At 53.5% G+C, this 13,387-nt stretch carries 29 protein-coding genes; all 29 read left to right on the forward strand.

The window, feature by feature from the left end:
* The coding region (locus JW885_00065) for an elongation factor Tu (protein MBN1880538.1) at window positions 1–82 on the forward strand (82 nt) is incomplete at its 5' end.
* Window positions 83–108: 26 nt separating this feature from the next.
* Entirely contained in the window at window positions 109–417 is a 309-nt protein-coding gene (gene rpsJ / locus JW885_00070; GenBank protein ID MBN1880539.1) for a 30S ribosomal protein S10, read from the forward strand.
* Between the two features lie 43 nt (window positions 418–460).
* Entirely contained in the window at window positions 461–1,090 is a 630-nt protein-coding gene (gene rplC / locus JW885_00075; GenBank protein MBN1880540.1) for a 50S ribosomal protein L3, read from the forward strand.
* A gap of 20 nt (window positions 1,091–1,110) precedes the next feature.
* Window positions 1,111–1,731: a 50S ribosomal protein L4 gene (gene rplD / locus JW885_00080; GenBank protein MBN1880541.1), complete on the forward strand. Its 621-nt coding sequence runs from the start codon at window positions 1,111–1,113 to the stop codon at window positions 1,729–1,731.
* Entirely contained in the window at window positions 1,728–2,018 is a 291-nt protein-coding gene (locus JW885_00085; protein MBN1880542.1) for a 50S ribosomal protein L23, read from the forward strand. The genes rplD and JW885_00085 overlap by 4 nt, the downstream gene beginning before the upstream one ends.
* 3 nt (window positions 2,019–2,021) lie before the next feature.
* Window positions 2,022–2,843, forward strand: coding sequence for a 50S ribosomal protein L2 (rplB, locus tag JW885_00090; protein ID MBN1880543.1), 822 nt, complete (start codon window positions 2,022–2,024; stop codon window positions 2,841–2,843).
* 3 nt (window positions 2,844–2,846) lie between these two features.
* Window positions 2,847–3,137: a 30S ribosomal protein S19 gene (gene rpsS, locus JW885_00095; GenBank protein MBN1880544.1), complete on the forward strand. Its 291-nt coding sequence runs from the start codon at window positions 2,847–2,849 to the stop codon at window positions 3,135–3,137.
* 18 nt (window positions 3,138–3,155) lie between these two features.
* Complete coding sequence (rplV, locus tag JW885_00100; protein ID MBN1880545.1) at window positions 3,156–3,503, forward strand: 50S ribosomal protein L22; 348 nt, start codon at window positions 3,156–3,158, stop codon at window positions 3,501–3,503.
* Between the two features lie 16 nt (window positions 3,504–3,519).
* Window positions 3,520–4,167, forward strand: coding sequence for a 30S ribosomal protein S3 (gene rpsC / locus JW885_00105; GenBank protein ID MBN1880546.1), 648 nt, complete (start codon window positions 3,520–3,522; stop codon window positions 4,165–4,167).
* A gap of 81 nt (window positions 4,168–4,248) precedes the next feature.
* On the forward strand, window positions 4,249–4,671 hold the full coding sequence (gene rplP, locus JW885_00110) for a 50S ribosomal protein L16 (protein MBN1880547.1): 423 nt from the start codon (window positions 4,249–4,251) through the stop codon (window positions 4,669–4,671).
* A complete protein-coding gene (rpmC, locus tag JW885_00115) occupies window positions 4,661–4,864 on the forward strand; it encodes a 50S ribosomal protein L29 (GenBank protein ID MBN1880548.1) in 204 nt (67 codons plus the stop codon). The genes rplP and rpmC overlap by 11 nt, the downstream gene beginning before the upstream one ends.
* Window positions 4,857–5,114, forward strand: a complete 258-nt coding sequence (gene rpsQ / locus JW885_00120) for a 30S ribosomal protein S17 (GenBank protein ID MBN1880549.1) — start codon at window positions 4,857–4,859, stop codon at window positions 5,112–5,114. Before rpmC ends, rpsQ begins: the two co-directional genes overlap by 8 nt.
* A gap of 12 nt (window positions 5,115–5,126) precedes the next feature.
* Window positions 5,127–5,495, forward strand: a complete 369-nt coding sequence (gene rplN, locus JW885_00125; protein MBN1880550.1) for a 50S ribosomal protein L14 — start codon at window positions 5,127–5,129, stop codon at window positions 5,493–5,495.
* A 20-nt stretch (window positions 5,496–5,515) separates the two neighbouring features.
* Window positions 5,516–5,845, forward strand: coding sequence for a 50S ribosomal protein L24 (locus tag JW885_00130; GenBank protein MBN1880551.1), 330 nt, complete (start codon window positions 5,516–5,518; stop codon window positions 5,843–5,845).
* Window positions 5,846–5,862: 17 nt separating this feature from the next.
* Complete coding sequence (gene rplE, locus JW885_00135; GenBank protein MBN1880552.1) at window positions 5,863–6,402, forward strand: 50S ribosomal protein L5; 540 nt, start codon at window positions 5,863–5,865, stop codon at window positions 6,400–6,402.
* Between the two features lie 116 nt (window positions 6,403–6,518).
* A complete protein-coding gene (locus JW885_00140; protein MBN1880553.1) occupies window positions 6,519–6,704 on the forward strand; it encodes a type Z 30S ribosomal protein S14 in 186 nt (61 codons plus the stop codon).
* A gap of 15 nt (window positions 6,705–6,719) precedes the next feature.
* Entirely contained in the window at window positions 6,720–7,115 is a 396-nt protein-coding gene (rpsH, locus tag JW885_00145) for a 30S ribosomal protein S8 (protein ID MBN1880554.1), read from the forward strand.
* 138 nt (window positions 7,116–7,253) lie between these two features.
* Window positions 7,254–7,790, forward strand: a complete 537-nt coding sequence (gene rplF, locus JW885_00150) for a 50S ribosomal protein L6 (protein ID MBN1880555.1) — start codon at window positions 7,254–7,256, stop codon at window positions 7,788–7,790.
* Between the two features lie 12 nt (window positions 7,791–7,802).
* On the forward strand, window positions 7,803–8,180 hold the full coding sequence (locus JW885_00155) for a 50S ribosomal protein L18 (GenBank protein ID MBN1880556.1): 378 nt from the start codon (window positions 7,803–7,805) through the stop codon (window positions 8,178–8,180).
* 29 nt (window positions 8,181–8,209) lie between these two features.
* Complete coding sequence (gene rpsE / locus JW885_00160; GenBank protein MBN1880557.1) at window positions 8,210–8,707, forward strand: 30S ribosomal protein S5; 498 nt, start codon at window positions 8,210–8,212, stop codon at window positions 8,705–8,707.
* Window positions 8,708–8,728: 21 nt separating this feature from the next.
* Complete coding sequence (gene rpmD, locus JW885_00165; GenBank protein MBN1880558.1) at window positions 8,729–8,920, forward strand: 50S ribosomal protein L30; 192 nt, start codon at window positions 8,729–8,731, stop codon at window positions 8,918–8,920.
* A gap of 3 nt (window positions 8,921–8,923) precedes the next feature.
* The gene (rplO, locus tag JW885_00170; GenBank protein ID MBN1880559.1) at window positions 8,924–9,361 is read left to right on the forward strand and encodes a 50S ribosomal protein L15; all 438 of its coding nucleotides are present in this window, start codon (window positions 8,924–8,926) and stop codon (window positions 9,359–9,361) included.
* 1 nt (window position 9,362) lies between these two features.
* The gene (gene secY, locus JW885_00175) at window positions 9,363–10,691 is read left to right on the forward strand and encodes a preprotein translocase subunit SecY (GenBank protein MBN1880560.1); all 1,329 of its coding nucleotides are present in this window, start codon (window positions 9,363–9,365) and stop codon (window positions 10,689–10,691) included.
* A 126-nt stretch (window positions 10,692–10,817) separates the two neighbouring features.
* The gene (locus tag JW885_00180) at window positions 10,818–11,462 is read left to right on the forward strand and encodes an adenylate kinase (protein ID MBN1880561.1); all 645 of its coding nucleotides are present in this window, start codon (window positions 10,818–10,820) and stop codon (window positions 11,460–11,462) included.
* Between the two features lie 27 nt (window positions 11,463–11,489).
* Entirely contained in the window at window positions 11,490–11,708 is a 219-nt protein-coding gene (gene infA / locus JW885_00185) for a translation initiation factor IF-1 (protein MBN1880562.1), read from the forward strand.
* A gap of 36 nt (window positions 11,709–11,744) precedes the next feature.
* On the forward strand, window positions 11,745–11,858 hold the full coding sequence (rpmJ, locus tag JW885_00190) for a 50S ribosomal protein L36 (GenBank protein MBN1880563.1): 114 nt from the start codon (window positions 11,745–11,747) through the stop codon (window positions 11,856–11,858).
* A 24-nt stretch (window positions 11,859–11,882) separates the two neighbouring features.
* Window positions 11,883–12,248: a 30S ribosomal protein S13 gene (gene rpsM, locus JW885_00195; protein MBN1880564.1), complete on the forward strand. Its 366-nt coding sequence runs from the start codon at window positions 11,883–11,885 to the stop codon at window positions 12,246–12,248.
* A 24-nt stretch (window positions 12,249–12,272) separates the two neighbouring features.
* Window positions 12,273–12,665, forward strand: a complete 393-nt coding sequence (gene rpsK / locus JW885_00200) for a 30S ribosomal protein S11 (GenBank protein ID MBN1880565.1) — start codon at window positions 12,273–12,275, stop codon at window positions 12,663–12,665.
* A 57-nt stretch (window positions 12,666–12,722) separates the two neighbouring features.
* Entirely contained in the window at window positions 12,723–13,349 is a 627-nt protein-coding gene (rpsD, locus tag JW885_00205; protein MBN1880566.1) for a 30S ribosomal protein S4, read from the forward strand.
* The last annotated feature ends 38 nt before the right edge of the window (window positions 13,350–13,387 follow it).

Genomic DNA, 13,387 nt, shown 5'->3' on the forward strand with positions numbered 1-13,387 from the left:
GATGGAGAAGGAGCTTCGGTTCGCCATTCGCGAGGGCGGCCGTACCGTCGGCGCCGGTGTTATCAGCGAAATAACGGAATAGACCGGAGAAAAAGGGGTTCGTGTATTATGCCCACGCAAAAGATCAGGATCAAGCTGAAGGCGTATGATCACAAGTTGCTGGATCAATCCGCAAGCGAGATCATCGAAACCGCACGTCGAACGGGCGCGCAGGTGGCGGGGCCGATTCCCCTGCCCACGGTCATCAATAAATACTGTGTACTCCGCTCGCCCCATGTAAACAAGAAGTCTCGGGAACAGTTCGAGATCAGAACACACAAACGGCTTCTTGATATTCTGGAGCCGACCCAGCAGACCGTTGACGCCCTAATGCGTCTGGATTTATCGGCCGGCGTGGACGTGGAGATAAAACTGTAGACGAACCCGGGAGGGCATCTCGAAGGATCGAGAGGATTCTGAAATGACACGCGGAATGATAGGCAAAAAACTGGGAATGACCCAGATCTTTGATGATATGGGCAACCAGATACCGGTTACCGTCGTAAAAGCCGGGCCCTGCCCCGTGCTGGACGTACGGACGCCGGAAAAAAACGGATACAGTGCGGTTGCCCTCGGTTTCGATAAAAAGAAGCTGGACAAGGTGAACAAGCCCGCCCAGGGATATTTTTCACGGGCCGGTGACAGCGCCTACCGGGTCGTAAAAGAGATCCGCGTGGATGATTCTCAGATCGGAGAATTTTCCCTGGGCCAGATCGTGAATGTCGAACAGTTCAAGGTCGGCGATAAGATCACCGTGACGGGGCGGTCGAAGGGCAAGGGATTTGCCGGTGTTATGAAGCGATGGGGGTTCGGGGGCGGTCGGAAGACCCACGGATCCCGGTTCCATCGCGCTCCAGGCGCCATCGGGATGTGCGCGTGGCCGGCCCGCACCTTCAAGGGAAGAAAGATGCCGGGACACAAGGGCACGGAGAGGGTAACCGTCAAGAATCTTTCGGTGGTGGATGTTTTCCCGGATCGTGATGTTCTCCTGATCAAGGGGGCCGTCCCGGGAGCGAAGAACGGTATTATCATCATCAGAGGGGCCAATTAGGCTGGAGTCGGAGCGATACAATGCCGAAGGTTGATGTATATAACGGGAAAAACGAGTCGATCTCAAAGGTGGATCTGAGCCCCGGAGTGTTCGACACCGAGGTCAAGGAACATCTTTACTACGACGTAATCAAGATGCAGCTTGCAAACCGGCGAAAGGGAAACGCCTCGACAAAGACCAGGAGCGAGGTGAGGGGGGGCGGCAAAAAGCCCTATCGCCAGAAGGGAACCGGCAGGGCCAGAGCGGGAACCATCAGGTCTCCATTGTGGCGGGGGGGCGGCATTATATTCGGCCCGAAGCCGAGGGATTACAGCTACAAGGTCACCAAGAAGGTGAGAAAAACCGCCCTGCGATCGGCCCTGACCCAGAAGTTCAAGGAAGGAAAGCTCTTGATCGTGGACGATCTCGGGATCGATGAGATCAAGACCAGGAAATTTGTGGAAGTGATGAACTCCCTCGGATTTTCCCAGGCGCTCGTCGTCGTCTCGGAGCCTGATCGGAACCTTTCCCTTTCGGCCCGAAATGTGCCCGGTGTGAAGGTGCTGCTTGCCGTGGGATTGAATGTCTTTGATGTGCTGCGGTATGACACCCTGGTGATTAAAAAAGATGCGGTCGACATCATCGAGAAGGCGCTGTCATGAAAAAATATTACGATATCATCTTAGAGCCGATCATCACCGAGAAGAGTAACATCCAGAAGGAAGAGGCTCAACAGGTTACGTTCAAAGTGCCGGTACACGTCACCAAGATTCAGGTTCGACAGGCGGTGGAAAAGATCTTCGGAAAGAAGGTGGTGGACGTGCATACGATTAAAATGAAGGGGAAAGTCAAGCGGCTCGGCAGGTTCATGGGCAAGCGTCCCGACTGGAAAAAAGCGATCGTCAAGCTGAAGCCGGGCGAGCGGATCGACTTCTTCGAGGGAGTATAACCGATGGCCGTCAAAAGATACAAGCCCACTTCCCCGGGCAGAAGATTTCAGGAAGTATCGGATTTTGCCGATATCACGAAGAATAAGCCGGAGAAGTCGCTGTTGGCTCCACAGAGAAAGTCAGGCGGCAGAAACAACAACGGGCGCATCACCATGCGTCATCGGGGCGGCGGACACAAGCGTCGGTATCGCATCGTCGATTTCAAGCGCAACAAGTGGGATATTCCGGCCAAGGTTGCCGCGGTTGAATATGACCCGAACAGATCGGCCCGTATCGCGCTGCTTCACTATGTGGACGGCGAAAAGCGATATATCCTCGCCCCCGAGGGGCTTTCCGTGGGCGATACGGTGCAAACGGGCCAGACCGCGGAGATCAAGCCGGGCAATACCCTGCCCCTCATGAACATACCCCTCGGTACGGTCATACATAATATCGAGATGAAGCCGGGAAAGGGGGGGCAGATTGTTCGGTCTGCGGGGACCGGAGCGCAATTGATGGCAAAGGAGGGGGACTATGTCACCCTCAAGCTTCCCTCGGGCGAGATGCGCATGATACGCCGGGAATGTCTTGCCACCATCGGCGAGGTTGGGAACCAAGAACACAGCAATATCAGCGTCGGCAAGGCCGGTCGGTCTCGATGGCTGGGACGCCGCCCGAAGGTTCGGGGCGTTGCCATGAACCCGATAGATCATCCTCATGGCGGCGGAGAGGGAAAGAGCTCCGGCGGCAGACACCCGGTCACACCCTGGGGTGTCCCCACGAAGGGTCACAAAACCAGGAAGAACAAACAGACCGACAAATACATCGTCAAGAGGAGAAAATAATCGATGCCTCGGTCATTGAAAAAAGGTCCCTTTGTGGACGATCACCTGATGAAAAAGGTCACAAAAGCGGTTGACACAAACGACCGTCAGGTCATCAAGACATGGTCCCGCCGCTCGACCATTATTCCTGAAATGGTGGGTTTGACCATCGCAGTGCATAACGGGAAGAAATTTATCCCGGTATTCATTTCGGAAAACATGGTCGGGTACAAGCTGGGTGAATTTTCACCAACGCGGACCTTTTACGGTCATGCTGCGGACAGGAAGTCCAAGGTTCGGGGCAAAAAGAAATAGTAACGGGGTTGTTGCATCATGGAAATAAAGGCTCAAGCTCGATATGTGCGCATGTCACCTTTCAAGGTGCGTCCCGTGGCAGACATGGTTCGCGGCAAAGACGTCCAGGAAGCCACGGAAGTTCTGGTCCTCAGCGACAAGAAGGCCAGCAACATCGTGAAGAAGCTTCTGGACAGCGCCGTGGCGAACGCAAACAGGATGATAGAGGACAAAAAGATCGACGTCGATCTGGATAACCTGTACATCAGGCGTATCTTCGTTGACGAGGGGCCGACATGGAAGCGATATCGCCCCCGCGCCATGGGGAGATACGCGCGTATCTTCAAGCGGACCAGTCATATAACCGTCATTTTGGATGAACGATAACGGGGAGTAAATAATCGTGGGACAAAAGGTTAATCCCATTTCGCTCAGGCTCGGCATCATCAAGGATTGGAATTCGCGGTGGTTTGCCCAGAAAGAATACAAAAAATATCTGCATGATGACCTGAAAATCAGGGAACACATCAAGAAGAAGTTCTATCATGCAGGGATCTCCAAAATCGAGATAGAACGGGCCGCGGGCAAGGCCTCGGTGAACATCTACACGGCCCGACCCGGGATTATCATCGGTAGAAAGGGCGCCGAGATTGAAAACATCAGGCGGGACCTGATGAGGCTGACCGGCTCTGATGTCAGTATAAACATCAAAGAGATCAGAAAACCGGAGGCGAACGCACAGCTTATCGCGGAAAACATTGCGACCCAGCTCGAGCGGCGGGTGTCCTTTCGAAGGGCGATGAAAAAGAGCGTGTTCACCGCCATCAAACTGGGCGTTGAGGGTGTTCGTATCGCGTGCGCCGGTCGTCTGGGCGGCGCTGAAATGGCCCGGAGGGAATGGTATCGTGAGGGGAGAGTGCCGCTTCACACCCTGAGGGCGGATATCGACTACGGCCTGGCCGAGGCGAAGACCACATACGGCATTATCGGTGTGAAGGTATGGGTGTTCAACGGCGAGGTGATAAGCGCCGATGCAAAGTCGCCGATATAAACGGGATTGTTTACACCGATACTGAATTCATCCAATAGAACGATACGTCGAAGGCTCGACGATTTCGAGGAGTTATAGATCATGTTAATGCCCAAAAAGGTTAAATACCGAAAACGACAAAAAGGCAACATGAACGGCATCCGCAGCGCCGGCACCCTGGTGAATTTCGGCGAATACGGCCTCCAGGCTCAGGAGTCCGGGTGGCTAACCGCCCGACAGATTGAGGCGGCCCGTATCGCCATGACCAGGAAGATCAAGCGTGGCGGCAAGGTGTGGATCCGGGCATTTCCGGACAAGCCTATTACGAAGAAGCCTGCGGAAACCCGGATGGGCAAAGGCAAGGGCAACGTGGAGGGATGGGTGTGTGTGGTAAGGCCGGGAAGGATCCTGTACGAGATGGAAGGTGTCACAGAAGAGCTCGCCCGCGAAGCGTTGCGGCTGGCATCCCACAAACTCCCGATAAAAACCCGATTCGTCTCGAGGAGCACGCAGTATGAAGCCTAGTGAAATGAGAGAACTCTCCATAGAAGAGCTCAAGGAAAAAGAGACGGAGCTGGCCCAGGAGCTGTTCAACCTGCGATTTCAGCGGGCGGCCAACCAGCTTGAAAACAAGATGAAGATCGGTATCACGAGGCGGGAAATCGCACGGGTCAAGACGATCATCCACGAAATTGAGAGGAGTGCAGGCAATGAGTAGCCAGGGCAATAAGCGCATACTCAACGGCAGGGTGGTCAGCGACAAGATGGACAAGACGATCGTCGTCATGGTGGAGCGGACGCTCATGCACCCGATTTATAAGAAGTACATCAAGCGACGGAAAAAATACATGGCACACGATCCGGAAAATCAATGCACTGTCGGCGATAAAGTGATGATCGCTGAGAATCGTCCGCTGAGCAAGCGGAAACGCTGGGTGCTCAAAGAAATCGTCGAGAAAGCGGTGTAGGGGGAACATGCGATGATCCAAATGCAGTCCATTCTCAACGTCGCGGACAATTCCGGGGCCAGAAAACTCTTTACCATCAAGATTTTGGGCGGCTCGAGAAAGCGATATGCGTCTCTGGGCGATATTGTGACCGTTTCCGTGCGGGAAGCGATCCCCAACGCCCGGGTCAAAAAGGGCGATGTGGTCAAGGCCGTCATAGTCAGGACCAGCAAGGAGGTCCGCAGGCCCGACGGAACATATATCAAATTCGACGACAATTCCGCGGTACTCATCAACGCCCAGGGAGATCCTATCGGGACCCGAATATTCGGCCCCGTCGCCCGGGAGCTGAGGGCAAAGCGGTTTATGAAAATTATTTCGCTGGCGCCAGAGGTGCTGTAGCCAGAAATGGGATGTGACCGATGCCGGTAAAAAAAAGCAATATTAAGAAGAACGACACGGTGCAGGTGATCTCCGGGAAACAAAAGGGGAGAAGAGGGAAGGTGCTGAGAATCAACCTGGAAAAAGAACACGTTCTGATTGAAAACGTGAACTTTATCAAGCGAAGCCTCAGGCCGTCGTCGGCCCACCGACAGGGTGGCATCGTGGAAAAAGAGGGCCCCGTACCGCTGTCGAACGTGATGCTTGTGTGCCCGAAATGTTCGGAGCCCGTTCGCGTATCGAAGAAGGTGCTGGAGGACGGTACCAAGGTGCGCTATTGCAGGAAATGTGACGAGATTCTCGACAAGTAAAAGGTGTCATCATGGCTGTGGCCCGATTGAAAGAATATTATAAAAAAGACATCATCCCCAAGATGATGAAGGATTTTTCCTATAGAAATATTATGCAAGTCCCGAAGGTGACCAAGGTCGTGGTCAACATGGGATTGGGAGAGGCCCTTCAGAACATCAAGGTGCTCGACAGCGCCACGGAGGAAATCGCCAACATGACCGGGCAGCATCCGGTCATCACCCGGGCGAGAAAATCCATTGCGTCGTTCAAGCTCAGAGAGGGAAACCCCATCGGATGTATGGTAACCCTCAGGCGTGAGAGAATGTACGAGTTCCTCGATCGGCTGATAAACGCCTCACTCCCCCGGGTTCGGGACTTTCGCGGAGTCAGTCCCAAGGGATTCGACGGACGCGGGAACTTCACGTTGGGCATCAAGGAAGAGATCATCTTCCCGGAGATAAGTTACGACAAGATAGACAAGATCAAGGGTTTGAATATAACCGTCGTCACAACGGCGCGGACGGATGAAGAGGGAAGGGCGCTATTGACCCATCTGGGAATGCCGTTTGCCAAGTAGTTGAGGAGAAAAAGCTCCTCGTACGATGGTGATTCAACCATGCCGTGCATGAAAAAAGTGCACAATCGACGTGGACATCAGTGGGTGATGGACACGATGTATGAAAGGAAAGCAGAGTGGCACGGAAATCTCTGAAAGCAAAAGCCAAAAGAAAGCAGAAGTTTCGTGTGCGTGAATACAATCGATGCCCCCTATGCGGGAGACCTCGGGCATATTATCGGAAATTCGATATGTGCAGAATTTGCTTTCGTAAGCTCGCATCCCGAGGAGACATCCCGGGGGTGATTAAATCCAGTTGGTAGCGAGGAGCATGAGCCATGAGCATGACCGATCCCATCGCGGATATGCTGACACGCATTAGAAACGGTATCCAGGCAAAACACGAGAAGGTGGATATCCCATCATCCAACATAAAAGTGGATATCGCCAAAGTGCTGATGGATGAAGGGTATATCAACGGATATAAGGTTATCGAGGATAATAAGCAGAACATTATCCGAATTCACCTGAAATATGACGACAACACGGGCGTGATCACAAAGATACGACGGGTGTCGAAACCGGGGAAAAGGGTATACGTCAAGGCGGACAAGGTGCCCAAGGTGCTCCGGGGGTTCGGCGTCGGTGTTATCTCCACGTCGAAAGGCGTCGTGAGCGATCAGAAGGCCCGAGAAGAGCATATCGGCGGGGAGTTTTTGCTGGAGGTGTGGTAGGTACCGCCTCGATGTAAACCGTTTTTTAAAGAGACGGTTTACTCGGATAACGTGCAATACACAATCTCGCGGGTACACCGGACGAGAGGACAGGCGAACATACTCGTCAACGACACGCGCTTATTGAGGATTATATACATGTCACGAATAGGGAAAAAGCCGATCGAGATTCCATCGGGGGTCACCGTGGAGGTGACCGGAGACGTCGTCAAGGTTTCCGGCCCGAAGGGATCTCTGTCACAGAGTTTCTCAAACGGTGTTTCGATAGATGTGACGGATGCACATATCGAAGTAAAAAGCGCCGATGGATCAAGAAAGGCGAGATCCTTTCAGGGGCTGTATCGTGCCCTGATCGCAAACATGGTCCAGGGAGTCTCCGAGGGTATTTCAAAGACGCTTGAAATCAACGGTCTGGGATACCGGGCGGAGGTTGAAGGGAACAATCTGACGCTGAACGTGGGCTATTCCCATCCGGTGAAATATGAGCTGCCCGAGGGGATATCCGCCTCGGTTGACAAGAATACTGTTATCACCGTGTCGGGTATCGACAAACAGCTCGTGGGACAGGTTGCCTCGGAGATCAGGTCGATCAGGAAGCCGGAGCCGTACAAGGGAAAAGGCATCAGGTATCTCAACGAGCACATCAAACGTAAGGCCGGGAAGACCGGCGTGTAAGGAGCCACAGCCGTGAAGAGCTTACAGAGGAAAACCGAAAGGGCGATCAGAAGAAAGCGGCGGACTCGCCTGAAAATCCGTGGTACGTCGGAAAGGCCCCGGCTGACGGTCTTTCGCAGCAACAAGCATATATACGTTCAGATAATCGATGATTCGAAAGGGGTGACCCTTGCTGCGTCGTCCACCCGGGAAAAAGACCTGGCCAAAAAATTCAAGAAGAAAGGCTCCGGCGGCAACATAGACGCGGCGAAACAGGTGGGAACGGACATCGCGAAGAAGGCGAAGGATGCGGGTGTCGAGCGGGTGGTGTTCGATAGGGGCAGCTATCTTTTTCATGGCCGCGTGAAGGCGTTGGCGGACGCCGCTCGCGAGGGCGGTCTCTTGTTTTAAACCGACCATTCAGGAGCTGAGCGTACGATATGTCAGTGTTACCGGATGATTATGAACTGATAGATAAGGTTGTCCATATAAACAGGGTGGCCAAGGTTGTAAAGGGCGGACGACGTTTTTCCTTTTCCGCGATTGTTGTGGTCGGCGACGGCAACGGCAGGGTGGGCTACGGCATGGGCAAGGCCCAGGAAGTTCCCGAGGCCATCAGAAAGGGTGTGGAAAAGGCGAAGAAGAGCATGGTCTCGATACCGCTTCTGGAATCCACCATCCCGTATGACGTCATCGGTCGTTATGGGTCGGGGAAGGTACTGCTCAAGCCGGCGTCGGAAGGTACCGGAATCATTGCCGGCGGGGCGGTCCGTGCCGTTGTGGAAACGGCGGGTATAAAGAACATTCTCACGAAATGTCTCGGCTCTCATAATCCCCATAATCTCGTGAAGGCGACCCTCGACGGACTGATGCAGTTGAAAAGCCCCAGGGAAATCGCTAAAATTCGCGGTAAAAGCGTCGAAGAGATATCGGCGTAAATGGATTGAGGTTACGCACATATGGCCAAGAAAAACGAAAAGACAATCCGGGTTACGCAGATTAGAAGCGGGATCGGGCGTCCGGAGAAGCATCGGAGGGTGCTGAAGGGAATGGGTCTTGGGAAAATGCACCGGACCGTAGAGCTTCCCGACACCCCCGAAACCAGGGGAATGATCAACAAGGTTTGCCATCTGGTGAAGGTAGAGGAGTGAGAGATGGATCTGTCCAGTCTGAAACCGACAAAAGGAGCGGTACGCAAAAGGAAACGGGTCGGCAGGGGTGAAGCCAGCTACGGTAAAACCGCGGGCCGCGGACACAAGGGCCAGCGGTCCCGTGCGGGCGGTCGACCCAGGCCCGGTTTTGAGGGCGGCCAGATGCCCCTCATTCGGCGCGTCCCGAAGCGCGGCTTTACGAATATCTTCAAAAAAGAGTATGCCGTTATAAATATCAGGGATCTGGTACGTCTCGAGGACAACGGGACGGTGGATGCGGCGATTCTGGTTGAAAACAAAAAAATCAAAAAGACCAAGGACGGTGTGAAGGTGCTGGGTGTGGGCGATATGGAGAAGGCGCTGACCGTCCGGGCGCATAAATTTTCAAAGACCGCCAAGGAGAAGATAGAGGCGAAGGGCGGCAAAGCGGAGGTAATCTGAATTGGCTGAAGGATTCCAAAACATATTTAAAATCCCCGAGCTGAGGCGGCGGCTGCTGATGACCTTTGCCCTGTTGGCGGTGTATCGCGTAGGCGTTCACATTCCAACCCCGGGCATAGATGCGGTGGCATTAGGCGAGTTTTTTGATCAGACCGCACAGGGTACGCTTTTGGGATTTTTCGATATGTTTGCAGGCGGCGGACTGCGGAACCTTTCTGTGTTCGCGCTGGGAATCATGCCCTATATCAGCGCCTCGATTATCCTGCAGCTTTTAACCGTGGTCATCCCGTACCTTGAGCGTCTCTCAAGGGAGGGGGAAGAGGGAAGAAAGAAGATCACCCAGTACACGCGATACGGCACGGTTGTACTGTCCGCCATACAGGGACTTTTCATCGGCTTCGGCCTGGAACAGATGACCAGCCCCAGTGGGGCGCCGGTGGTGCTGACGGCCGGATGGTCGTTTCGCATCATGACGGTTATTACGCTGACCGCCGGAACCGCGTTTATCATGTGGCTGGGCGAACAGATCACGGAACGGGGCATCGGAAACGGGATCTCGCTGATCATCTTCGCCGGTATCGTCGCCAGAATGCCGTCGGCGATCATACAATCAGTCGGCATGATGGGAGAGGGGGGCATAGAGCCCCTGGTGTTCGTGGCGATTATCGTGATGATGGTGGTCGTTGTCGGGGCGATCATATTCATGGAGCGGGGCCAGCGAAGACTCCCCGTTCAGTATGCAAAGCGGGTCGTGGGGCGTCGCATGTACGGCGGGAGCAGCACGCATCTTCCCCTCAAGATAAACACATCGGGGGTTATACCGCCGATTTTCGCATCATCGATCTTGATGTTCCCCCTGACTATTGCGGACTTTCTCCTCAAGGATCAGATGGAACAGCATATCTGGCTGGAGAAGCTGGTGGCCCAGTTTTATCCGACCCAGATAGTCTATAATGTATTGTATGTTCTCCTGATTATCTTCTTCTGTTATTTTTACACCGCCGTTACGTTCAATCCTGTGGATGTGGCAGATAATATGAAGCGCTATGGCGGATTTATCCCGGGAATCAGGCCGGGGAAGCGCACCGCGGATTATATCGACAAGGTACTGACGAGAATCACCCTCGTGGGTGCGTTCTATGTCTCCGCGGTCTGCGTATTGCCGACCATCCTGATTGCGAATTTCAACGTTCCGTTCTATTTCGGCGGCACAGCGCTTTTGATCGTCGTCGGCGTTGCGCTGGATTTCGTGCAGCAGATCGAGTCCCACATGATCACCAGACACTACGAGGGATTTTTGAAAAAGGGGAGGGTGAAGGGACGCAGGTAAGGTCCGATACAGGACACACGAATGCTGCGAGGGGATGTCGGCGGGTATCATACTATACTCAAAACGAGAAACAACGAACAATTACCATATCACTGAGACGGAAGAGAGAGAGCAATGACTGCTAAGCTGAATCTGGTATTACTCGGACCCCCGGGGGCGGGTAAGGGAACACAGGCGAAGATGCTGGTGGATCGTTACAACATTCCTCAGATTTCCACGGGAGACATACTCCGAGGCGCGGTTGCCGCCGGCACAAAGCTGGGAAAAGAGGCGAAAGAGTATATGGATGCCGGTGACCTGGTGCCCGACGATGTTGTCATCGGGCTGGTGCGCGAGCGACTCCAGGAACCTGACTGCAAAAACGGGTATATTCTCGATGGATTTCCCCGCACGGTGAAGCAGGCCGAGTCCCTCGACGGAATCCTCGACGCCCTGGGTGACGGTATTTCCCATGTCGTCAGCATCGAGGTCGACGAACGGGAGCTTATTACCCGACTGACCGGAAGGAGGACCTGCAAGGGGTGCGGAGCCATGTACCACGTGACGTTTGGACCGCCGAAGAAGGACGGCGTGTGCGACAAGTGCGGCGGCGAGTTGTACCAGCGGGACGACGACAAGGAGGAAACCATCGTATCACGTCTGAAGGTCTATAAAAACCAGACGGAGCCTCTCATCGCGTATTATTCCAAGAAAGATTTGGTTCGATCGATTCCTGGATCGGGAGAGATCAAAGAGATATTCCAGCGCGTGACGGACGTGCTGGATGGTTAACGGGAATTCATTAGGAGTTCTGAGCACATGGCGAAAGAAGAAGCCATAGAAGTGCAGGGTACCGTTTCGGAAATTCTTCCCAATGCCATGTTTCGAGTAGAGTTGGAAAACGGACATACGGTGCTTGCCCATATATCGGGCAAGATGAGGATGCACTTTATCAAAATTTTGAAAGGTGATACCGTCACCGTGGAGTTGTCCCCCTACGATTTGACCAGAGGCCGGATCATTTATCGTTCCAAGTAGGGAAGACGACACAGCATACAGGGGAGTGATTGTACAATGAAAGTGCGCGCATCGGTTAAGAAGATCTGCGACAAATGCAAGATCATCAGGCGAAAAGGGGTTGTGAGGATTATCTGCGAAAACCCCAAGCATAAACAACGGCAAGGATAAGAGCATACAAAAGAGGAGGCGGCCGTGGCACGGATTGCGGGTGTAGACCTGCCAAAGAAGAAGCGGATAGAAATCGGTTTGACCTATATTTACGGGATCGGCCGAACGATATCGCAAAAAATCCTCGATGAGGCCGGCATCGATTACAATACCAGCACCGATGATCTGACCGACAAGGAAATCACTGCGATTCGAGACATCATCGATGCGAAGTATATGGTTGAGGGTGATCTGCGTAAGGAACGTTCCATGAACATTAAAATGCTCATGGATCTGGGTAACTATCGCGGATTGAGACACAGGAAGGGACTGCCGGTACGGGGCCAACGCACATCAACGAACGCCCGGACAAGGAAAGGTCCGAGACGCGTGAAAATCAAGAAAAAATAAAGCAAGTAGATATCGAGGATCACCATGGCACGTGGTAAACGGATCGTCCGCAAGAAAAAAGAGAAGAAAAACGTCCAGACCGGCGTCGCGCATATCCAGTCGACATTCAACAATACCATAGTTACCATTACCGACTTGTCGGGCAATGTCCTGGCATGGTCGAGCTCCGGGTCCCAGGGATTTAAGGGATCGCGAAAAAGCACCCCCTTCGCGGCACAGACCGCGGCCCAGGATGCGGCACGAAAGGCGATGGAGCATGGGATGAGAACGGTGGACGTACATGTCAAGGGGCCCGGGTCGGGTCGTGAAGCCGCCCTTCGTGCGCTGCAGGCGGCGGGGCTGGAGGTCAACGTGATTCGAGATGTCACGCCCATCCCACATAACGGGTGTCGTCCGCCGAAAAAGCGGCGCGTGTAATGTCACCGTATCATCAATAAATGAAAGCCTGAGGCAGCTTCTGATTGGAGGAAACTTGTGGCAAGGTACAGGGGTTCAGTATGTCGGTTGTGCAGACGGGAGGGCATGAAGCTTTTCCTGAAGGGCGACCGGTGTTTTTCGGAAAAATGCGCCGTTGAGCGAAGGAATTATCCCCCGGGTGAACATGGCCAAGGGAGGGCGAAGTTTTCCGAATACGGCAACCAGCTTCGTGAAAAGCAAAAAGTCAAGAGAATGTACGGCCTGCTGGAAAACCAGTTTCACCGGTATTTCAAAACCGCGGATAAAATGCGCGGTCCGACGGGTGAAAATCTTCTGATCCTTCTGGAAAGAAGGCTCGATAACATGGTTTTTCGGCTTGGATTTGCCAGCTCCCGTAACGAGGCGCGGCAACTCGTAAGACACGGACACTTCATAGTCAATGATCGAAAAGTAGATATTCCCTCGTATCTTGTGAAACCGGGAGATGTCATCACTCTGCGGGAAAAGAGCCGTAAAATTGACAGGATAAAGGATTCCCTCGAGACGGTTGCGCGGAGGGGGATACCCTCGTGGCTCGACTATGACAATGCCTCTTTTTCGGGAACCATTAAGGTGTTGCCCACCCGGGAAGAGCTCACGATGCCGATATCGGAAAACCTGATCGTGGAGCTTTACTCTAAGTAACGTCGTACCGACCGGGTACGGGTAACGGGGTTTCATGG

Source organism: Candidatus Zymogenaceae bacterium, from assembly GCA_016931225.1.
Lineage (GTDB): Bacteria > Desulfobacterota > Zymogenia > Zymogenales > Zymogenaceae > JAFGFE01.